Source organism: Rhodophyticola porphyridii, from assembly GCF_003688285.1.
Classification (GTDB): domain Bacteria; phylum Pseudomonadota; class Alphaproteobacteria; order Rhodobacterales; family Rhodobacteraceae; genus Rhodophyticola; species Rhodophyticola porphyridii.
In genome coordinates, this window is the sequence record NZ_RCNT01000009.1 from 117,761 (window position 1) to 137,210 (window position 19,450).

Sequence of the window (19,450 nt, forward strand, 5' to 3'; positions counted from 1 at the left end):
CTCAGGTGACCTTCTTCAGATGGTAGGACTTGGGTCGCGTCAGGCTGTGGTATCCGATGACCGACAGCCCGCCGCCGCGCCCGGTGTTCTTGCACCCAGTCCAGCAGAGGCCGGGATCGAGGTAATCTGCGCGGTTCATGAAGACCGTGCCGGTTTCGATCCGGTCGCCCACCCGCACCGCGCGGTCGAGGTCGCGGGTCCAGAGGCTTGCGGTCAGACCGAAGGCGCTGTCATTCATCAGGGCCACGGCCTCGTCGTCGGAGGTGACTTTCATCACTCCGACGACGGGCCCGAAGCTTTCCTTTCGCATAACGGTCATTGCGTGATCCACGTCGATCAGGATTTGCGGCGCAAGATAGGCGCCGCCGTCATCGTCGAACCGGGCGGTGTCGATGACCGGGGTCGCACCGCGGGACACGGCCTCGGCAATCTGGTCGCGCACGACGTCTGCAAAGCGGCTATGGGCCATCGGCCCGAGTGTCGTGGCAGGGTCGAGCGGATTGCCGAGGACATACGCTTCCACCACTGTCTTCGCCTTTTCCAGAAAAGTGTCGAACAGGTTTTCATGCACATAGATCCGTTCGATCCCGCAGCAGCATTGGCCTGAATTGAACATCGCCGCGTCGATCAGCGTGTCGACCGCCGCGTCAAGATCTGCATCCTCCATGACATAGCCCGGGTCCTTGCCGCCAAGCTCCAGCCCAAGGCCGGTGAAGGTGCCCGCGGCCGCCCGCTCCATCGCACGCCCGCCGCCGACCGAACCGGTGAAATTGATGAAATCGAACGCGTTTTCCGCGATCAGACCCGCCGTCGTGTCATGATCGAGAAAGACATTGACGAACACGTCTTCGGGCAAACCGGCCTCGCGGAAGGCGCGAACCATTCGTTCGCCCACCAGAAGCGACTGTGTGGCGTGTTTCAGAACAACAGTATTACCCGCGATGAGCGCCGGGGCGACGGTGTTGATGGCCGTCATGTAGGGATAGTTCCACGGCGCTACGACGAAGACGACCCCATGAGCTATGCGCCGGATGTACCGCTTGAAACCGGCATCCTCGCCCACATCGATATCGCCAAGCGCCGCCTCGGCGATCCCGGCCATGTGGCGCGCGCGTTCGTCAAAGCCGCCGAATTCCCCGCCATAGCGAACGGGGCGCCCCATCATCCATGCCAGTTCCGGGACGATATCGTCATTCATCGCCCCCACGGCGGCGACGCCCGCCATGACCAGATCGATACGATCCTGCAGCGGGCGCGCCGCCCAGGCGGATTGCGCGGCGCGGGTGCGGGCGATACGGGCGCGGGCGGTGTCCATGTCGAGCGTCTCCCGCTCGGCGAAGACCGACCCGTCGATGGGCGATATGCAGGTGAGAGTCTTTGTCATGTTGGCGCTTTCAAACTGGCGTGCGGCTTCCGGGCGGCTCCGATGCGGTGCCTTCATTCAGGCGCGTTCGAACCCGCGCGCGATCTCGTAATCGGTCACGACACGGTCGAACTCCTCGATCTCCCATTCGGCGGCGCGCACATAATGGTCGACCACGTCGTCGCCCAAGGCCTCCCGCAGCATGGCAGAGCGGTGGAGCGCGCTCCGCGCGTCGCGGAGGGTGCCGGGGATATGGCTGAGATCGCCTTCATAGGCATCCCCATTGAATGGCGGGCTGAGCGGCAAACCCTGTTCGATGCCCCATATCCCGGCCGACAGCAATGCGGCCATGGCAAGATAGGGGTTCATGTCGGATCCGCCGATCCGGCACTCGACGCGCACCGAGCCGGTCCCCGCGCCGCAGAGCCGGAAACCCGCGGTGCGATTGTCCACCGACCAAACCGTGCGGGTCGGCGCGAAAGTTCCCTTCTGGAACCGCTTGTAGCTGTTGATGTAGGGGGCCAGAAAATAGGTGTAGTCACCCGCATGGGCGATCAGCCCGGCCATGTAGCTTTTCATCAGGTCCGACATGCCGAGCGCGTCGTTCGGATCGTGGAAGACGTTCTGCCCATCCCTCCAGAGCGATTGATGAACGTGGGAGGAACTGCCGACCTTGTCATGATGCCATTTCGGCAGAAAGGTCACGGCATGGCCCTGCTGAAAGGCGATTTCCTTGATCGCGTGTTTCGCGATGCTGTGGTGCTCCGCCGTTGCCATCGCGGACGCGTATCTGATGTTGATCTCTTCCTGCCCGGTCTCGGCCTCGCCTTTGGAGTTCTCGACGGGAATACCGGCGGCGAACAGGTGATTTCGGATCGGGCGCATCACATGTTCTTCCTTGGTGGTCTGAAGCATGTGATAATCTTCATTATAGCCTGAAATCGGCTCCAGATCGCGGAATTTCTCCTTGCGGATCTGGTCGAAGCTTTTCTCGAACAGGAAAAACTCAAGCTCGGTTGCCATCATCGCCTGGTAGCCCATCTCCTCAAGCCGTCTGACCTGTTTTTTCAGAACCGAGCGCGGGGAATGGGGGACCTCCTCATGGGTGTGGTGATCCAGCACATCGCAAAGCACCATCACCGTGCCATCAAGCCATGGCACCGGCCGCAGCGAGGACAGATCGGGCTTCATCACGTAGTCGCCGTAGCCTTTTTCCCAACTGGTGGCGGCATAGCCACCCGGCGTCGCCATCTCCAGATCGGTTGCCAGAAGATAGTTGCAGCAATGGGTTTCTTCCCAGGCAGAGGCAATGAAATGCGCCGCGTGAAGGCGTTTGCCCATCAGCCGGCCCTGCATATCGACAAGGCAGACCAGCACGGTGTCGATATCGCCTGCGGCAACCCGCGATTTCAGATCGTCAAAACTCAAAGGCGCTTGCATGATACGTGTTCCGTTACAGAGGGTTGGGTGGCCCCGGCACCCTGGCGCCGGGGCCGCCGGATCAGGTGTAGCGATAGGGCCGGCCTGCGGCTTCCATATCGGCATTGTACTGGCGGATGATCTCGACCACCCGGGCCTTGGTGGGCGACTCCGCCGCGATCTCTTCCCAGAAGACCTGGGCCGCGGCTTCCACCTGGGCCCATTCTTCGTCCGGTATCGTGGTCAGTTCGAGGTCTTCGCCATGGACCCGCAGATGGGCCTCTCCGCCCCAGTACCACCACTGACGGTAGTAGTGCGACTGGTCGGTGCAGACCCGGAACAGGGTTTGCAGATCGTCGGGCAACTCGTTCCAGCGGTCCATATTGGCAAAGAAAGATCCGGCCCATGCGCCGGAGATGTTGTTGGTCAGGAAATAGTTGGTCACGTTCGACCAGCCGACCGTGTAATCCTCGGTGATGCCTGACCACGCGATGCCGTCCAGCTCGCCGGTTTGCACGGCCACCTCAATATCCTCCCATGGCAGCGTCACCGGCACGACCCCGAATTGTGTCAGGAAGCGGCCTGCGGTCGGGAAGGTGAAGACCCGCTTGCCCTGCAGATCGGCCAGTGACCGGATCGGCTCGACGGTGGCGAAGTGGCAGGGATCCCACGCGCCCGCCGAGATATGCTTCACACCCACGGCGGAATAAGCCTCGTCCCAGATCTCATTCAACCCGTACTGGTTGAACAGCACCGGCACATCGAGCGAATACCGCGATGCGAAGGGAAAATAGCCGCCGAACACGGTTACCTCGGTTGGCGAGGCCATCGAGTCGTCGTCGGATTGCACGGCATCGATCGTGCCCTGCTGCATCGCGCGAAACAGCTCCCCGGTGGGGACAAGCTGATCGGCGTAGAACAGCTCGATCTGCATCCGGTCTCCGGCGATCTTGTTGAACATGTCGATCGCAGGCGTGATCACATGCTCGGCCAGGGCGGCGCCTGCATAGGTCTGCATGCGCCAGCGGATGGTGGATTGCGCGATTGCCGGGGCCGCAAGGGTTGCGGCGGCGGCGCCCACCGTGGTCGTGGTGAGGAACTTGCGTCTGGTGGTCATTGGTTTTCTCCTTGTTGAATATCGCGCCCCGGTTCACGGGATCTGTCGATTTATTGGCCGTATACATATCCGGGCAGCCACAGTGCGATCTGCGGAAAGACCATCACGAGGGTCAGCGCCAGCGCCATTACGAGCACGAAGGGAATGATCGAGCGATAGATGTCGCCAAGGCTGATCTCGGGTGGGGCCATCGCACGCATCAGGAACAGGTTGTAGCCGAATGGCGGTGTCATGTAGGCGATCTGCGTCGTGATCGTGTAAAGCACGCCATACCAGATCAGGTCGAAACCAAGCTCGCCCACCAACGGCACATAGAGCGGCGCCACGATCACCAGCATGGCCGTGTCGTCCAGAAACGTGCCCATTATGATGAAGCTGAGCTGCATCAGGATCAGGATCGTCCAGGGGCTCAGATGCAGCTGTTCGGTAAAGAGTGCATCAATGGCCCGAACCGCGCCGAGCCCGTCGAAAACGGCGCCAAATCCAGTCGCGGCAAGGATGATCCACATGAACATGCAGGAAATCATCAGTGTCTTGCGGACCGAGTTTTCGAAAACCTCCCGCGTCATGCGCCCCTTGACCACGGCCACCAGAAAGGCTGTCGTCGCCCCCACGGCGGCGCTTTCGACCAGCGATGTCCAGCCATTCACGAAAGGCACCATCATCGCGGCAAAGATGCCAAGCGGCAGCAGGCCGGCGCGCAGAAGCCGGAGCTTTTCGGCCAGTGTGACCTTGCTCAGTTCCTCCTTGTCGATCGGCGGGCCCAGATCGGGCTGCATCCGGCAGCGGACATAGATGTAGAGGATGAACATGCCCGCCATCATCAGCCCCGGAAGTACACCGGCGAGCCAGAGTTGCCCCACCGGCTGCCGGGCGATCAGCGCATAGAGCACCAGCACGACCGAGGGCGGCACCAGAATGCCAAGCGACGATCCGGCCTGGATCACGCCGGTGACCATGATCTTGTCATAGCCCCGGCGCAGCAGTTCGGGCAGGGCGATGGTCGTGCCGATCGCCATGCCGGCTACGCTCAGCCCATTCATCGCCGAGACCAGCACCATCAGGCCGATGGTGCCGATCGCCAGCCCGCCGTTCAGCGGCCCCATCCAGACATGGAACATCCGGTAAAGATCGTCGGCGATCCGGCTTTCGCTGAGGACATAGCCCATGAAGATGAACATCGGCAGCGTCAGCAGCACATACCATTGCATCAGTTTCATGGCCGAGGAGAACGGGATTTCGACGCCACCCGTTCCCCAGAGTAGAACACTCGACAAGGCCGCTACGAAACCGATCGCGGCAAAGACCCGCTGCCCGGTGAACAGCATCAGCATCATCGAGGCGAACATGAGCGTGGCGATCATCTCGTAGGACATCAGAGCGCCACCCCGCGAATGCGGCCGATATCGCGGAAGAACTCGGCCAGCGCCTGCAACAGCATCAGGAAGACACCGATGCAAAGCGTGACCTTGATGGGCCAGAGATAAGGGCGCCAGGCCGTCGGGCTGCGCTCCAGAAAGCCGAGCATCTCGGCCGCGGCACCCGGCCCGCCGGTCACGAAGGCGACCAGCAGATCCCGGAAGAAACCGAACGGCTCGGTGCCGAAATAGCCAAGAGAGTAAGCGGTGGAACTGATCGCGCCGGTGAAAAGGACGCCCAGGTAGAAGATCAGGAACATCACCGTGAACGCATCGACCCAGGCCTTGGTACGCAGCGACCAGTTGCCGTAGAACAGATCCATCCGGACGTTCGCGCCAAGCTGTACGGAATAGGGGCCGCCGAGCACATAATAGGCGACCATCACGAATTGCGCCGTCTCCAACGTCCAGTGTACGGGGGTGAAGAACGTCTTGGAGATCGAACTCCAGAGCAGGATGCCCGCCAGCACGAAAATCAGATACATCGCGATCCGTCCGATAAACCGGTTCATGCTGTCGATGGCTCGGATATAGGCCAGGATGATCCTAGGCATGGGGCGGCCCCCCTGCTTGCACTCCCACCTCTGTCAGGGCCGGGGCCAGGATGCTGTGAAGCTCCGCAGCGATCCGGTGCTGTTCCGCCGGGGTGCCAATCAGGTCATTGCGGATTTCGATCATGACATTGGGCAGCGATCGGGCCATTCCGTGCAGCTTGAGCGAATGGGTCACCCCGTCCTCGGGGCCATAGGGGTCGTTGCGGCCGATCTTGCGATGTGGCAGCGACGCCGCCCGCTCAAGCACCGCATCGGCAAGCCGCGCGTCGGCGTCATGCACGATGCCGATATCGACATCGCGGGGTCGGCCGTGGAAAACGGGCGCGAAACTGTGCACCGTGACCAGCGCCGTGTCGGTTCCGGCCTGCTGCCTGCGGTCAAGCACGGTGCCCACCGCTGCCAGAAAAGGGCGGTAGATCGACTGCTCGCGCGCCAATCTGTCTTCGGGCGTCAGGTTGCGATTGCCGGGTATGTCGATGGCTTCGGACCGGTCGGGCATCGCGGAGGCGGCCTCCGGCGGACGATTGCAGTCATAGACAAGACGCGACACCCGCCCGGCCACCAGCGGCGCATCAAAGAGGTCGGACAGGTTCAAGGCCACGCCAATCGCGCCCGGATCCCACGCCGCGTGGCTATGCCGGGATGCTTTGGCAAGGCCAAGGTCCTGAAATTGCGCGGGGATATGGTGGGATGCATGTTCACACAGCAGCACCACGGGCCCGGACCGCGTCGGGTTGAAGGTTTCGACAACCTTGTCTTGTTCTGTTTCGACGAGGGCGGACATGGAGGATTCCCGGCAACTGGAAAAATCTTTCCTCACCAATATCTTTGTGTCAATATATTTTCAGTCGTGATCGGGCGGGCCGGGCAGAGCATCTTGGACCGGGGCAGTTTGCCTGAGAATGCAGCAGAGAAAGGATGACGGATCGGTGCCGAAACCCGATGTTACAGTGCGTGAACGGATCCGCGAGCAATATGCATCGCTGACGCAATCGGAACGAAAATTCGCCAAGGCGCTGCTTGAAAACTACCCGTCTGGCGGGCTGGCCTCGATCACCGCCGTGGCGGAAAACGCAGGCGTTTCAACGCCAACGGTCACGCGAATGGTTCAGAAGCTGGGCTTCAAGGGGTTTCCGCAGTTCCACAAGGCGCTTCTGCGCGAGCTTGAGGCGCGCGCCTCGGGCCCGACGCAACGCCGCGCCAACTGGGCGGCTGCCGCGCCGGATTCCCATATTCTGAATCGCTTCGCGGAAGCGGTGACCCACAACCTTGAACAGACATTCGCCAATGTGGATCTGGGCCAGTTCGATCAGGCGGTCGACATGCTGTCGGATACCGATGGTCGGCTGTATGTGGTGGGCGGGCGTATCACGCGGGCCCTGGCCGATTATTCCTTCACCCATTTTCAGGCCATTCGAAAACGCGTCACCCATATGACCTCGTCTTCGGCCACATGGCCGCATTACGTTCTGGATATGGAGCCCGGCGACACGTTGCTTGTCTTCGACGTCCGCCGTTACGAGACAAATATCGAGCGTCTGGCCGAATTGGTGGCGCCGCGCGATGTGAACATTATCCTGATCACCGATCAGTGGGCTTCGCCCGTGTCGAAAACGGCGAAACTCGTCTTCAATTGCTGGGCCGAAATCCCTTCCGCATGGGACAGCAACATCGCAACGATGATGCTTGTGGAGGCCCTGATTGCCGCGACGCAGGAAAACTGCTGGCCCGACACGAAGAAGCGGTTCGACAAGCTGGACGAACTGTTCGACATGACGCGGCTGTTTCGGAAGTTCAGTTGAGGGGACGGGCCGCGGGCCCATCCCGGCATGCTTTTCCCTCTTGCCGACCCACATGGGCCGCGCGAGGTCATCCGCAGGCTGGCTCGGGAGCGGCGCATCCTGCGTGAGGTGGCGCGGCGTCAGGCCTCGTCGGGTGATTTCGGCAGGCGGGGAAGCGCCCGTGTCATGTCGCCAAACGCGTCCGTATCCTCCGCGCCCTCCTTGCGCATCCCGAACAGCTGCAGGATCAGGCCGCCCCTGGCATCAAATGCCTCGATGCTGAGAGCGGGCCCGCGTTTCGTGGGCTTTTCCACCAGCCATGTCTCGGCAACATGATCGAGCCGCAGATGCAGGTTGAATCGTGAATCAAGCACGTTTTGCCATGGCCCCATTGCTTTCAGCGTCTCGATGCCGCCGCTGTGGATCTGAATGCAGCCCCGATTTCCGACAAAAACCATGACCGGTATGGCGCCTTCGGAACACGCGATCAGCGCGTTGTTCAGTGCGCCGGGGGCCAGCGCTTCGGCAAAGGGCGCGCCCGCGATGTGATAGGCACCAAGCCGGTTCATCTTCATCCTGGACACGAGGCGCAGGAACTGATGAGTGTCGGTCATTCTGGCCCAGGCAGTGCGCAGTTCCTCCGTTTTCTCCGGACGGCTGCGCGGAGGCTCGACATCCTGGCGTGCCGCTGGCACGAGCCTGTCAGAGCGATCGCCGGTGGCAAGTGCGGCCACCAGACGGTCCCACGCGGCCAGATCGGTCCCGTCACGCGGGTAGATCTTGTGAACCGCGTCGCCGCTTGCATCGAACACCTGCAAGCTTCTGGATGGGCCGGCATCGCGTTGATTGGTGACGGCAAAGGCATGAACCCAGCTTGACGGAAATATCCGCAGGTCGATTTCCGCGCCCAGAACCATTGCGGCATGCGCGCCGGGATGGAATGTTTCGTAGCGACCCGTTCGCTCGTGCACCGCGCTGTCGTTGCGGGTGAGCGCCATCACCTCGCCGAGGGTACAGACCGCCGGCATCAGCCTGTCGGGATGCGCCTCGATCCGGGTTGCACAGTGTCCGATTTGCGCCGCGACCAGTTCGGCCTCGGTGACGCGCAGCTTTGTTGCCAGATCGCGGGCGCGAAGGCCTGTGTTTTCAGCCATCGCGTCGCGAAGTGCGGCGGGAGACATCGAGATGTCGATCGTATCGGGGGAAGCCATGGCCGTATCCTCTTGCATGAAACTCGAAAGATGCGGGGTATCGGTCGATGCAGACCGGGCCTGGCTATTCTTGACAGTTTTTATCGGCTTTCGTAGGAGGATCAAGTCGGGATATGAAAACTCCGACCCGATCGACCCGAAATCGCGCAAGCCCGTTTGGTGCCAGCCTGACCACAACCCTGTTTCCAGATACAGGAGCGGACATGCTCACCCGGCTTTCACCCTATTCTCCTTTATCGTTCGCTCTGGCGCTGTTTGCGTCCGCGACCTCTTCGCAAGCACAGGACGCCGCCGCCGATGTCATGCTGGAGCTCAACCGAGTGGACCAGATCGACACCGCGTGTCGGTTGACCTTCATGGCCCGAAACGGCCTTGCGGAGGATATCGGGAGCTTTGCGCTGGAAACGGTTCTGATCGATGCCGAGGGCCGGGTGGCGCAACTGACGGTGTTCGATTTCGGGGCGCTGCCGGCCGGCACGCCGCGTGTCCGGCAATTCGATCTGGCGGAGCTGCGCTGCGATACGCTTGGCCGGGTGTTGATCAACGGTGTCGCGGAATGTGCCGGACCCGTCGATTGCGCCGAACGTTTGAGGTTCGAAACACGCACCGAGCTGGAGCTGATCGGATGACGGGCCTGCAATTCACCACCGACCGCCTGACCGATCTGCTAGATCTGGGCGGGCCGGTCATCGCGCTTCTGCTGGCGCTGTCGGTTCTGGTCCTTGCGGTGATCTTCTACAAGCTTTGGCAGTTCATGACATTGGGTGTCGGACGACATCGCGCGATAGACCGGGCGATGGCCGCATGGGACGCGGGCCAGAGGGAACAGGCCGCAATGCTGCTGTCGGAAAGCCGCAACCATCTTGCCCCGGTCCTGGCCGAGGCACTGGCAGGCGACCCGGAGCTCAAACCCCGGCTTGCCGCCATGGCGGAGGCGCGGCTGGCCAGGGTCGAAAGCGGTTTCCGGCTGCTCGACAGCATCGCACAGGTCGCCCCACTTCTGGGCCTCTTCGGAACCGTGCTTGGCATGATCGATGCGTTCCGCGCGCTGCAGGCCGCGGGCGATGCGGTCGATCCGTCCGTTCTGGCCGGTGGCATCTGGGTGGCACTTCTGACCACGGCGGCGGGTCTGGCTCTTGCCATGCCGACAGCGCTGGCGCTCACCTGGCTGGAAAGCCGTGCGGCGCGGGACCGGGCCCGCGCGGATCTGGCATTGGAGGCGTTGTTCAGGCCGCTATCCTCGCGCAGAAACCGCCAACCCGCGGTGCAGGGCCATCACGGGCGCTTGGAATTCGCCGATGCCCATTAGGGGTACCGCGTTCCGGCGGCGGCCAGCGGCGCTGACCCCGCTGATCGATGTCATCTTTCTGCTTCTGCTGTTCTTCATGCTCAGTTCCACCTTCACACGCTTTGCCGAACTGCCATTGCAGAACGCAGGCGGCGATGCGGAACCGGGCGGGTCACCTCCGGTTTTCCTGCGGCTGGAGCCCGACGGGTTGAGCCTGAACGGTGACGCGGTCACGTTTGACACGTTGTCCGCAGCGCTGTTCGAGCGCAGACCGCCGGGCAAGACAGTGACACTGCTTCTGGCAGTGGGCGGGGAGGTCTCGTCCCAACGTCTCGTCGATCTTCTGGTTCTGCTCCGGGCAAAGCCTTGGCTTGCCGTCAGCGTGTTGGGATAGCGGCCATGGCCCTTGCTTCACCCCGTAAACGACGCCGCGCCGAACCGATGATTGCGCTGATCAATATCGTGTTCTTGATGTTGGTCTTCTTTCTCGTCGCGGCCGCCGTCGCGCCGCCCCTTGACCGCGAGGTCCGGCTGGCGAGAACCGATCAGCTTGAGGGTCGTTCACCGCCCGATGCGGCTGTTATCCGAGCCGACGGCAGGCTGATGTTTCGGGGCGCGGAAATCACCTCGGAGGCCTATCTTGCCGCGCGCCTTTCGGAGCAGGAAGACGCGGTCGCCCTGCGGCTGATCCCAGATCGGGATCTGCCCGCCATCCGGCTGATCGAAATCGCAGGCGAACTCCGCGCATCCGGGGCGTCGGATATCCGGATCGTCACCGAACGGGGGCTCAGGTGAGAGGCCGGACGCTTTGGGGGGTGGGGCTGGCGGGCGCCGCATCAGTTTTTGTCCACGGTCTGGGGTTGCTTGTCGCGCCGGTCGCACCTGTCTCCATGCCGGGCGGCGGTCCGGCACAGATCGCCATGATCGGCGACAATTTCAGGGATGCCGCAACCGGGATCGTCCATAGCGCTCCGGATCGGACGCAAACGACCCCGATGGAACCCGTGGCGGATCGTGTCGGGGCGGCGCCGCCCCTGCCGCTTGCGCCTGCCACAATCCAGTCAGCGACCCTTCAAAGCCCGCCAGCGCCGGAACAGGTCGTGCGCGCGCACTCCGCGCCGATTGTCCCTGATGCAATCCCGGTTCTGCCCGCGACGCCGGTTTCGGCCCTCCCTACGGAAAGGGTGGTGGCCGCTGCGCCTTCGCCAGAAGTGACCGTGACATCGGCGCCGGTTCCGGAGCGGGTGGTCGGCCGTGCCGCGCCGGTCGAACAGACGCCAGGCGCAGACACGCCGCGCCCGATCCCGCGCGCCGAACGCCCGCCCATACCGGCCCCGGTCGCTCCGGAGCCTGCACGTACGCCGCCGCCAGCGGCAATGGCATCGCAAGGTAATGCCGACGCCAACGCCCGGGCCGGTCAATCCTCCGGCGAAGCCCGGGGCCGGTCCGCGCAAAGTCGCGAAGCTGGCGCCGGCCAAAACGTGCGGTCAGGTCGGGGGGCTGCCCAGTATCCGTCCCTCATCACCCGCCATCTGAGCCAAGTGCGCTGGCCCGTGACGGGGTTCGACGGAACGTCGGTGATCCGCTTCACCGTGGGCGATACCGGCGCTCTCTCGGCTATCTCGGTGCTGCACAGTTCCGGAAATGCGGAGTTTGACAGTCTGGCACTGAACCTGGTGCGCAATGCGGCCCCTTTCCCCGCTCCGCCGCCGGGTGCGCAACGCACATTTAACGTTCCGATCAGAAAGCGTTGATCGGAGTAGACTATATTATCATCCCAATACTTGACTTAATCTGTCAGGATTCTTTAAAGGACGGACAAGGCTCGCGACCCACCCCATGGCAGGTCCCGCGACAGGGACAGTCAACACATGGGGGAATATGATGCATCGCAGCATATTGACGATGACCACTGCACTTCTGGCAACCGGGATCACCTGGCAGGCACGGGCGCAGGACGACGGTTTCACACTCGATCCGATCCTGCTGAACTCCGCTTTCCGGGACGAACGCGCGCTTCTGGATACGCCCGTATCCGTATCGGTCGTGGAAGGCGAGACGCTGGAAAATCGACAGGCCGGAGATTTTCAGGAACTGATCGGCGATGTGCCCGGCCTGTCGATAGATGGTGGCCCGCGCGGCATCTCACAGGAGCCGAACATCCGCGGGTTCCGCGACGAACAGATCGTGCTGCGTTTCGATGGTGGGCGGTTCAATTTCGGGCAGGCCCATCGGGGGCGGTTCTTCGTCGATCCCGATCTGGTGCAACGGGTCGAGGTGATCCGCGGCGGGGGCTCGACCCTGTTCGGATCGGGGGCGCTTGGCGGCGTCATCTCGGTCGAAACCCGCGATGTCTCGGATCTGCTGGCGCCCGGGCGGACCATGGGCGGCCGCCTAAGCCTTGGCTATTCGTCGAACGGGGATGCGGTCAACGCCAGTTCGACCGTCTTCGCGGATTGGGGGGCATGGGATGCGATGCTGTTCCTTGGTGCGCGCCAGCTTGGTGAAAACATGGAGTCGGGCGGCGGCGCGGAGATCCCGTTTTCGGAGATCGACCTTGTAAATGGACTGATCAAGGTCGGGTTCGAGCCAAGCGCCGACAGCCGGATCGAGCTAAGCTTCTCGGCCTTCGAGGACGAGGGGCTGACGCCGGCCAATTCCAGCGGAAATCCGGACCCGGGCCGTGGCAACCCCATTGTAGAGCGGGAGGCAAGCGTCCGGAGTTTTCGGCTGAGCTGGGATTATGCGCCCTCCGGCTCGGATGCCGTCGATCTCTCGGTTCTGATTTATGGTGAACAGCTCGATATCACCGAAAACCGCGTTGACGTCTCGCGTCTGGACGAAACGCGCTATGACACCATCGGGCTGGAAGTCACCAACCGATCGCGCCTTGATTTCGGTGTGCCCATTGATCTGGTCTACGGCTTCGAAATGTTTCGGGATACCCAGGAGGGGTTGCGTGATGGTGCGCCGCGCGGGGCCTTCCCCAATGCGGAAGCCACGACCATCGGCATCTTCACCGAAGCCACGATGGAACTGAGCCCGCAATTCGATCTGATCGCGGGTCTGCGATTTGACCAATACGAACGCGACCCGGATGATCCTTCGCTGGCCGAAGTGTCCGAGACATTCTTCTCGCCGCGGATCGGGTTCAGCTATCGGCCGGTCGAAGACTGGCAGATTTACGGAAATCTCGCCCGTGCCTTCCGCGCGCCGTCGCTGAGCGAGCTTTACAGTTCAGGGCTGCATTTTCCGGGTCGGCCGAACAACTTTTTCGTGCCGAACCCCGATCTCAAGCCGGAGGAATCCACACAAGTGGAGCTTGGCGCCCGGTTTGAGCGTGGCGGCGTCTGGCAGTCAAACGACCGGCTGAGCTTTGCGGCGAATGTCTACTTCGCGGATGTGGAGAACTACATCGAGCAAATAGTCGACATAGCCGGCGGGACGACCAGCAGCGGCAATGTGGATGCCCAACTTTGGGGCTTCGAGGCCGAGGCCGAGTACGACGCTGAAACATGGTTCCTCGGCGCGGGCATCGGCATCGCGCGTGGCGAGGGGGATGACGGCGACTGGCTCGGCTCGATCCCGCAGGACCGGCTCACACTGCATGGTGGCTTCCGGCCGAATGACGCATGGGAACTCGGCACGCGCGCGACATTCGCCGCGGAGCAGGACCGGGTGCCGACGACTGGGTCGGTAGGGCCCTCCTACGAGGTTCTGGATCTCTATGCGACCTTCGCTCCCGACCGCGGCCCGCTGGCCAATGGCACGTTCCGCATCGGCGTCGACAACCTTTTCGACGAGACCTACCAGATTTATCCCAACGGCCTGTCGCAGCCGGGACGGACGCTTGAGATCTCGGCGACCTTCACCTTCTGACCAATGTGCCCGAGTCTCCCGAGATCGGCACCCCCCGCAGCCATCACACCGGCTGCGGGGGTTTATCTCCCGCGCCTTTGCCCGCCGCGGACCGAAGGGGCATAAAACGAGGCAGGCCGCACCGATCGATCCCCCCCTATAATCTGTGTCTCCGGAACGGCGACTAGCCCTGTCCGTCGTCGCGCCACTGGTTGACGATCGGATACCGCCGGTCGAGCCAGAAAGCGCGCTCGGTCAGGCGGGCGCCTGGTGCGGACTGGAACCGTTTGTATTCGCTGATATAAATCAGATGTTCGATCTTCTTCACCGTTTCACGGTCATGGCCCTTGGCCACGCAATCGGCGACGGAGGCTTCCTTGTCGATCAACATCTCCAGAATGTCGTCGAGAACCTCATAGGGCGGCAGGCTGTCCTCGTCCTTCTGGTTCTCACGCAACTCCGCCGTGGGCGGTTTCTCGATGATGCGTGGCGGGATCACCTCGCCCTCGGGGCCCTTCATCCATGGCCGGTGATTAGCATTGCGCCAGCGGCACGTCTCGAACACCCGCGTCTTGTAGAGATCCTTGATCGGGTTATAACCGCCCGCCATGTCGCCATAGATCGTCGCATAGCCTACCGCGACCTCCGATTTGTTGCCCGTGGTCAGTAGCATCTCGCCGAACTTGTTCGACAGCGCCATCAGGATCACGCCACGCAGGCGGGATTGGATGTTTTCCTCGGCGATGCCCGGCTGTGTCCCGTTGAAAAGCGGGCCCAGGGCCTCGGTCACCGCGGCGCGGGGCCCCGAGATCGGAACAGTGTCGAGTTTGGTGCCAAGGCGTTTCGCCAGATCGGCGGCGTCTTCCAGCGAGGTTTCGGAGGTGTATTCCGAGGGCAGCATGACGCAGCGCACATTCTCCGCGCCAAGCGCGTCGGTGGCGATGGTCGCCACAATGGCACTGTCGATCCCGCCCGAGAGCCCGAGGACGACCTTGGAAAACCCGGCCTTGGCGAGGTAATCCCGCGTCGCCTCCACCATCACGCGGTAATCGGCTTCCCAGGCATCGGGAAGCCTGGCCTTGTCTGCATCCAGCGCGCGCCAGCCTGCATCGGTTTCTTCGAAATCGACATGGAAGAGCCCCTCCTCGAAGGCGGGCATCTGATGGGTCAGTACGCCCCCGGGGTTCAGCACGAAACTGGCGCCGTCGAAGACCTGATCATCCTGGCCGCCAAGCAGATTGAGATAGACAAGCGGCAGCCCGGTTTCGACAACGCGGGACACCATCAGCATCTGACGGAGCGCGAACTTGCCCCGGTGGTAGGGCGAGCCGTTTGGAACCAGCAGGATCTCGGCCCCGGTTTCGGCGAGCGTCTCGGTGACATCCTCGAACCAGGCATCTTCGCATATGGGTACGCCGATCCGCACCGGACCGATCCTGACCGGTCCCGCGGGGTCGCCGGCATGGTAATACCGCTTCTCGTCAAAGACGTTGGAGTTCGGCAGGTGATGTTTGAGCACCTGAGCACTGATTTGCCCGTCCTGGAGAATGAAATAGGCGTTGAAAGGTTTGTCAGCGGCCGGCAGCGGGCCGCCGATGCCAATAGCCGGGCCGTCGGCGCAATCCTCTGCAAGCTGTTGCAGCACGCGCTGCACATCCGCGGCGAAGGCGGGTTTGCGCACCAGATCCTGCAACTGGTAGCCGGTGACGAACATCTCGGGAAAGGCGATCATGTCGGCACCGGCCGCCTTCGCCTCTTGCCATGCAGCGCGCGCCTTGGCGGCGTTGCCGGCAAGATCCCCCACGGTGGGGTTCAGTTGCGCCAGGGTCAGGCGGAAGGTCTGGGCCATCGGGGTCACACTTTCGGCAATCTCTGTGGGGCTGGTTTAGCAGAACGGCGCGCAGGGCCAAGCCATGGTGCAGCTCTTGCCCGTGAAATGCATTGCGAGCCCCCGGGTCCTCACCTAGGTTTGGGACGGATCAGGACAACAGGATCGAAACGGGGAGAGCGTAACGTGCATAAGCCGGGGTGGGGTATGATCCGACATTTGGCCGGGGCGGCAGCGTTTGGTCTGGTGCTGTCTGGTGCCGCCGCGGCGCAGGTGGATATCGAGATCTACGACAATGGCGGGATCTACGAGGGCGAGTTCCGCAATGGCGTTCAGCACGGGCAGGGCACCTATCGTCTGCCCAACGGGTATGAATACACCGGAGAATGGGTCGATGGCGAGATCCGCGGCCAGGGCCGCGCGGTCTTTCCCGATGGGTCGATCTATCAGGGCACCTTCGCCGCCGGACGGCCCGAAGGCTTCGGGATGATCACATTTGCCGACGGTTCCACCTATGAGGGGGAGTGGTCTGGCGGCCTGATCAACGGGCAGGGCGTGGCGCTTTATGCAAATGGCGTGCGCTATGAGGGCGGATTTCAGAACGCGCTGCATCACGGGACGGGCGTGATGGAAAGCCCCAACGGCTACCGGTTCGAGGGCCAATGGGACAACGGCCTTAAGGATGGCCGCGGAACGATCACCTATCCCGATGGCGCGGTCTATGAAGGTGAGTTCGAGGCCGGGCAGCGGGCGGGAACCGGCCGGCTGGAGATGGCAGATGGTGTCGTTTACGAAGGGGAATGGGCCGGCGGGCAGATCAACGGTGAGGGTGTGCTTACCCAACCCAATGGAGATGTCTACGAAGGCACGCTGATCAATGGCCAGCGGCAGGGCCGGGGCGTGGTGCGGTATTCCAACGGCGATGTCTATGAAGGGGAGTTTGCCGATGACCGCCGCCACGGTCAGGGCACGTTCACCGGGGCGGACGGGTATCTCTACGTGGGTGAATGGACCGAAGGGCGGATCGAAGGCGAAGGGCAGGTCACCTATCCGGACGGATCGATCTATCAGGGTACGTTCCGCAACGATCTGGCCCATGGACGCGGCACCATCACCTATGAAGACGGGTCCAGCTACGAGGGGGACTGGGTCGACGGTGTCATCCAGGGGTTCGGGATCGCACGCTATGCCAACGGGCTGGTTTACGAAGGTCAGTTTCTGAACGCCCGTCAGCACGGGCAAGGCGTTATGACGCAGCCCAATCCCGAATATGACGCCGAGGCCGCTGCGGCGGCGGGGGCGGGGTATGATGTGCCCGAATTTCTCTACCGCTACGAAGGCGCGTGGGAAAACGGCCTGCGTCACGGGCAGGGGATCGCCACCTATGGCGATGGCACCATTTATGACGGAGGGTTTGCCGAAGGTCAGCGTTCCGGCACGGGGACCCTGCGGATGCCTGACGGGTTCTCCTATACCGGGGAATGGGCGGATGGAGAGATCAACGGAACCGGTGTCGCGACCTATGCCAATGGCGATGTCTACGAAGGCGTGTTCGTGAATGGCCGGCGTCAGGGGATCGGCATGATGACTTATGCAACCGGTCAGGTGGTCGAAGGCGAATGGCAGGATGGGAGGTTGTCGGAGGCAACCGAAACCGCCGCCACACCCGCGCCGGCACCGGCGGCTGAGCCCGATACGACCGAGGCCGCGCCGGATGGTACGACCGAACCCGCCACCGACCAATAGCGGGGTTCTCCCGGGTCAGTCTGCCGTTCGGGATTGCTGCCGCCGGGGGGTGCCGACGGCGACTGGGGGCGCCCCCTGCATTCTGCGGTCAGCCCGCGATCAGACCCATGCTTTCCAGCTTCAGCAACACCTGCTGCGCGCAGAAATCGACCTCCATCCCCTCGGTGTCGACAACAAGCTCGGCGGCCTCGGGGGCTTCATACGGGTCTGAAATTCCGGTGAATTCCTTGATCTTGCCTTCCCGCGCGAGCTTGTAGAGCCCCTTGCGGTCACGGCGTTCGCATTCCTCGATGCTGGTTGCCACATGCACCTCGACAAAGGCACCATAGGCTTCAACCATTTCCCTCACGGAGCGGCGCGTTGCAGTGTAGGGTGCGATGGGCGCACAGATCGCGATACCGCCATTCTTGGTAATCTCCGACGCGACATAGCCGATCCGGCGGATGTTGATGTCCCGGTGCTCCTTCGAAAACCCGAGTTCGGAAGACAGGTGTTTGCGCACCACATCGCCGTCGAGAAGTGTCACCGGGCGTCCACCCATTTCCATCAGCTTCACCATCATCGCATTGGCGATGGTCGATTTGCCCGATCCCGACAATCCGGTGAAGAATACCGTGAAACCCTGTTGGGACCGGGGCGGACGGGTGCGGCGCAATTCGGCCACGACGGCGGGGAAGCTGAACCAGTCGGGGATCTCCAGCCCCTCGGCGAGGCGACGGCGCAATTCGGTGCCCGAGATGTTCAGAACGGTCGAGCCCTCGGCCACCTCGTCCGCGGGCTGATATTCGGCGCGCTCCTGCACAAACACCATATGCTTGAAGGGGACCATCTCGATCCCGATTTCCTCCGCATATTCCTTGAACAGATCCTGCGCGTCATAGGGTCCGTAGAAATCCTCTCCTTGGGAGTTCTTGCCGGGGCCCGCGTGGTCCCGCCCCACGATGAAATGCGAACAGCCATGGTTTTTGCGGATCAGCCCGTGCCAGACGGCCTCCCGTGGGCCGGCCATGCGCATAGCCAGATTGAGAAGGCTCATCGTCGTGGTCGCCGAGGGATACTGATCCAGCACCGCCTCGTAACAGCGGACCCGTGTGAAATGGTCGATATCGCCCGGTTTGGTCATGCCGACGACCGGGTGGATCAAGAGGTTTGCCTGCGCCTCCTTTGCCGCGCGGAAGGTCAGTTCCTGATGCGCGCGATGGAGCGGATTGCGGGTCTGGAAGGCGACGACGCGGCGCCAGCCAAGTTTGCGGAAATAGGCCCGCAATTCGTTTGGGGTATCGCGGCGGGCGCGGAAATCATAATGCACAGGTGGCTGGATACCGGTGATCGCGCCGCCCAGGTAGACCGGGCCCGCGACGTTGTGCAGATAGTTCACTGCCGGATGCGCGATATCATCGGCTCCAAAGACCATCTCGGCCTCGCGGGCCTTGTCGGGCGTGTACTTGTCGCCGACGGACAGGATGGCGAGGATCACACCTTCCTGATCGCGCAGCGCGATATCCTGTCCGGGTTCGATGCCATCGGCGAAATTCTGGCTGACATCCAAAGTGATCGGCATCGGCCACAATGTGCCATCGGCCAGGCGCATCGTCTCAACGACGCTTGTGTAATCCTCCTCGGTCAGAAAACCCTTGAGCGGGCTGAACCCGCCATTCATGAGCAGTTCCAGATCGCAGATCTGGCGTGGCGTCATGTCCCAGCTTGGCAGATCAGCCGCCTCTGTTTTCAGTTTCTGGGCGGACTCGTAGGAGACAAAAAGCTCGGGGATCGGGGCAAGCGGTTGGATGGGCATATACTCTGGTTTCCAAAATTGAATGGGACAACACTCGTGAGACGGCCCCGGAGCCGCCCCTGACCCCGCTCT

Annotated in this window: 17 protein-coding genes; 8 read left to right on the forward strand and 9 right to left on the reverse strand. The window is 62.5% G+C overall.

The features are described from left to right. Position 1: 1 nt before the first annotated feature. The 6 genes from D9R08_RS16445 to D9R08_RS16470 all read right to left on the reverse strand — a co-directional run bounded on the left by D9R08_RS16445 (position 2) and on the right by D9R08_RS16470 (position 6,655). A complete protein-coding gene (locus tag D9R08_RS16445) occupies positions 2-1,384 on the reverse strand; it encodes an aldehyde dehydrogenase family protein (RefSeq protein ID WP_121899227.1) in 1,383 nt (460 codons plus the stop codon). A gap of 57 nt (positions 1,385-1,441) precedes the next feature. Next, positions 1,442-2,803, reverse strand: a complete 1,362-nt coding sequence (locus D9R08_RS16450) for a glutamine synthetase family protein (RefSeq protein WP_121899158.1) — start codon at positions 2,801-2,803, stop codon at positions 1,442-1,444. A 61-nt stretch (positions 2,804-2,864) separates the two neighbouring features. After that, positions 2,865-3,899, reverse strand: coding sequence for a TRAP transporter substrate-binding protein (locus D9R08_RS16455; protein ID WP_121899159.1), 1,035 nt, complete (start codon positions 3,897-3,899; stop codon positions 2,865-2,867). Positions 3,900-3,949: 50 nt separating this feature from the next. Next, entirely contained in the window at positions 3,950-5,275 is a 1,326-nt protein-coding gene (locus tag D9R08_RS16460; RefSeq protein WP_121899160.1) for a TRAP transporter large permease, read from the reverse strand. Next, entirely contained in the window at positions 5,275-5,871 is a 597-nt protein-coding gene (locus tag D9R08_RS16465; protein ID WP_121899161.1) for a TRAP transporter small permease subunit, read from the reverse strand. Before D9R08_RS16465 ends, D9R08_RS16460 begins: the two co-directional genes overlap by 1 nt. Continuing rightward, positions 5,864-6,655: an N-formylglutamate amidohydrolase gene (locus D9R08_RS16470; protein WP_121899162.1), complete on the reverse strand. Its 792-nt coding sequence runs from the start codon at positions 6,653-6,655 to the stop codon at positions 5,864-5,866. The genes D9R08_RS16465 and D9R08_RS16470 overlap by 8 nt, the downstream gene beginning before the upstream one ends. Positions 6,656-6,800: 145 nt before the next feature. Between D9R08_RS16470 and D9R08_RS16475 the strand changes: the two genes are divergently transcribed. After that, positions 6,801-7,673, forward strand: a complete 873-nt coding sequence (locus D9R08_RS16475; protein WP_121899228.1) for a MurR/RpiR family transcriptional regulator — start codon at positions 6,801-6,803, stop codon at positions 7,671-7,673. Between the two features lie 119 nt (positions 7,674-7,792). On the opposite strand, the gene D9R08_RS16480 is transcribed toward D9R08_RS16475, so the two are convergent. Then, the gene (locus D9R08_RS16480) at positions 7,793-8,863 is read right to left on the reverse strand and encodes a hemin-degrading factor (protein ID WP_233557532.1); all 1,071 of its coding nucleotides are present in this window, start codon (positions 8,861-8,863) and stop codon (positions 7,793-7,795) included. A gap of 203 nt (positions 8,864-9,066) precedes the next feature. Between D9R08_RS16480 and D9R08_RS16485 the strand changes: the two genes are divergently transcribed. The 6 genes from D9R08_RS16485 to D9R08_RS16510 all read left to right on the forward strand — a co-directional run bounded on the left by D9R08_RS16485 (position 9,067) and on the right by D9R08_RS16510 (position 14,030). Then, complete coding sequence (locus tag D9R08_RS16485) at positions 9,067-9,492, forward strand: hypothetical protein (RefSeq protein WP_121899163.1); 426 nt, start codon at positions 9,067-9,069, stop codon at positions 9,490-9,492. Beyond that, positions 9,489-10,172 carry a MotA/TolQ/ExbB proton channel family protein gene (locus D9R08_RS16490; protein WP_121899164.1) on the forward strand — a complete coding sequence of 228 codons (684 nt, stop codon included), beginning with the start codon at positions 9,489-9,491 and terminating at the stop codon, positions 10,170-10,172. Before D9R08_RS16485 ends, D9R08_RS16490 begins: the two co-directional genes overlap by 4 nt. After that, positions 10,162-10,545: a biopolymer transporter ExbD gene (locus tag D9R08_RS16495; RefSeq protein WP_199709407.1), complete on the forward strand. Its 384-nt coding sequence runs from the start codon at positions 10,162-10,164 to the stop codon at positions 10,543-10,545. Before D9R08_RS16490 ends, D9R08_RS16495 begins: the two co-directional genes overlap by 11 nt. Before the next feature lie 47 nt (positions 10,546-10,592). Then, positions 10,593-10,946, forward strand: coding sequence for an ExbD/TolR family protein (locus D9R08_RS16500; RefSeq protein WP_233557534.1), 354 nt, complete (start codon positions 10,593-10,595; stop codon positions 10,944-10,946). Continuing rightward, positions 10,943-11,905, forward strand: coding sequence for an energy transducer TonB family protein (locus D9R08_RS16505; protein ID WP_121899166.1), 963 nt, complete (start codon positions 10,943-10,945; stop codon positions 11,903-11,905). Before D9R08_RS16500 ends, D9R08_RS16505 begins: the two co-directional genes overlap by 4 nt. Positions 11,906-12,056: 151 nt before the next feature. Beyond that, the gene (locus tag D9R08_RS16510; protein WP_158599027.1) at positions 12,057-14,030 is read left to right on the forward strand and encodes a TonB-dependent hemoglobin/transferrin/lactoferrin family receptor; all 1,974 of its coding nucleotides are present in this window, start codon (positions 12,057-12,059) and stop codon (positions 14,028-14,030) included. 163 nt (positions 14,031-14,193) lie between these two features. Here the strand turns inward: D9R08_RS16510 and D9R08_RS16515 are convergent, their stop codons facing one another. Continuing rightward, a complete protein-coding gene (locus tag D9R08_RS16515; RefSeq protein WP_121899168.1) occupies positions 14,194-15,858 on the reverse strand; it encodes an NAD+ synthase in 1,665 nt (554 codons plus the stop codon). 186 nt (positions 15,859-16,044) lie between these two features. Here D9R08_RS16515 and D9R08_RS16520 point away from each other — a divergent pair, with 186 nt between their 5' ends. Next, positions 16,045-17,583, forward strand: a complete 1,539-nt coding sequence (locus tag D9R08_RS16520) for an MORN repeat-containing protein (protein ID WP_121899169.1) — start codon at positions 16,045-16,047, stop codon at positions 17,581-17,583. Positions 17,584-17,671: 88 nt separating this feature from the next. Here D9R08_RS16520 and D9R08_RS16525 read toward each other — a convergent pair whose 3' ends face one another. Further along, on the reverse strand, positions 17,672-19,378 hold the full coding sequence (locus D9R08_RS16525; RefSeq protein WP_121899170.1) for a bifunctional sulfate adenylyltransferase/adenylylsulfate kinase: 1,707 nt from the start codon (positions 19,376-19,378) through the stop codon (positions 17,672-17,674). Between the last annotated feature and the right edge of the window lie 72 nt (positions 19,379-19,450).

Excerpts from the sequence above, each read along its gene's own strand:
- D9R08_RS16445 (WP_121899227.1), bottom strand. The coding sequence starts at position 1,384 with ATGACAAAGACTCTCACCTGCATATCGCCCATCGACGGGTCGGTCTTC.
- D9R08_RS16450 (WP_121899158.1), bottom strand. The coding sequence starts at position 2,803 with ATGCAAGCGCCTTTGAGTTTTGACGATCTGAAATCGCGGGTTGCCGCA.
- D9R08_RS16455 (WP_121899159.1), bottom strand. The coding sequence starts at position 3,899 with ATGACCACCAGACGCAAGTTCCTCACCACGACCACGGTGGGCGCCGCC.
- D9R08_RS16460 (WP_121899160.1), bottom strand. The coding sequence starts at position 5,275 with ATGTCCTACGAGATGATCGCCACGCTCATGTTCGCCTCGATGATGCTG.
- D9R08_RS16465 (WP_121899161.1), bottom strand. The coding sequence starts at position 5,871 with ATGCCTAGGATCATCCTGGCCTATATCCGAGCCATCGACAGCATGAAC.
- D9R08_RS16470 (WP_121899162.1), bottom strand. The coding sequence starts at position 6,655 with ATGTCCGCCCTCGTCGAAACAGAACAAGACAAGGTTGTCGAAACCTTC.
- D9R08_RS16480 (WP_233557532.1), bottom strand. The coding sequence starts at position 8,863 with ATGGCTTCCCCCGATACGATCGACATCTCGATGTCTCCCGCCGCACTT.
- D9R08_RS16485 (WP_121899163.1), top strand. The coding sequence starts at position 9,067 with ATGCTCACCCGGCTTTCACCCTATTCTCCTTTATCGTTCGCTCTGGCG.
- D9R08_RS16490 (WP_121899164.1), top strand. The coding sequence starts at position 9,489 with ATGACGGGCCTGCAATTCACCACCGACCGCCTGACCGATCTGCTAGAT.
- D9R08_RS16495 (WP_199709407.1), top strand. The coding sequence starts at position 10,162 with ATGCCCATTAGGGGTACCGCGTTCCGGCGGCGGCCAGCGGCGCTGACC.
- D9R08_RS16500 (WP_233557534.1), top strand. The coding sequence starts at position 10,593 with ATGATTGCGCTGATCAATATCGTGTTCTTGATGTTGGTCTTCTTTCTC.
- D9R08_RS16510 (WP_158599027.1), top strand. The coding sequence starts at position 12,057 with ATGACCACTGCACTTCTGGCAACCGGGATCACCTGGCAGGCACGGGCG.
- D9R08_RS16515 (WP_121899168.1), bottom strand. The coding sequence starts at position 15,858 with ATGGCCCAGACCTTCCGCCTGACCCTGGCGCAACTGAACCCCACCGTG.
- D9R08_RS16520 (WP_121899169.1), top strand. The coding sequence starts at position 16,045 with ATGATCCGACATTTGGCCGGGGCGGCAGCGTTTGGTCTGGTGCTGTCT.
- D9R08_RS16525 (WP_121899170.1), bottom strand. The coding sequence starts at position 19,378 with ATGCCCATCCAACCGCTTGCCCCGATCCCCGAGCTTTTTGTCTCCTAC.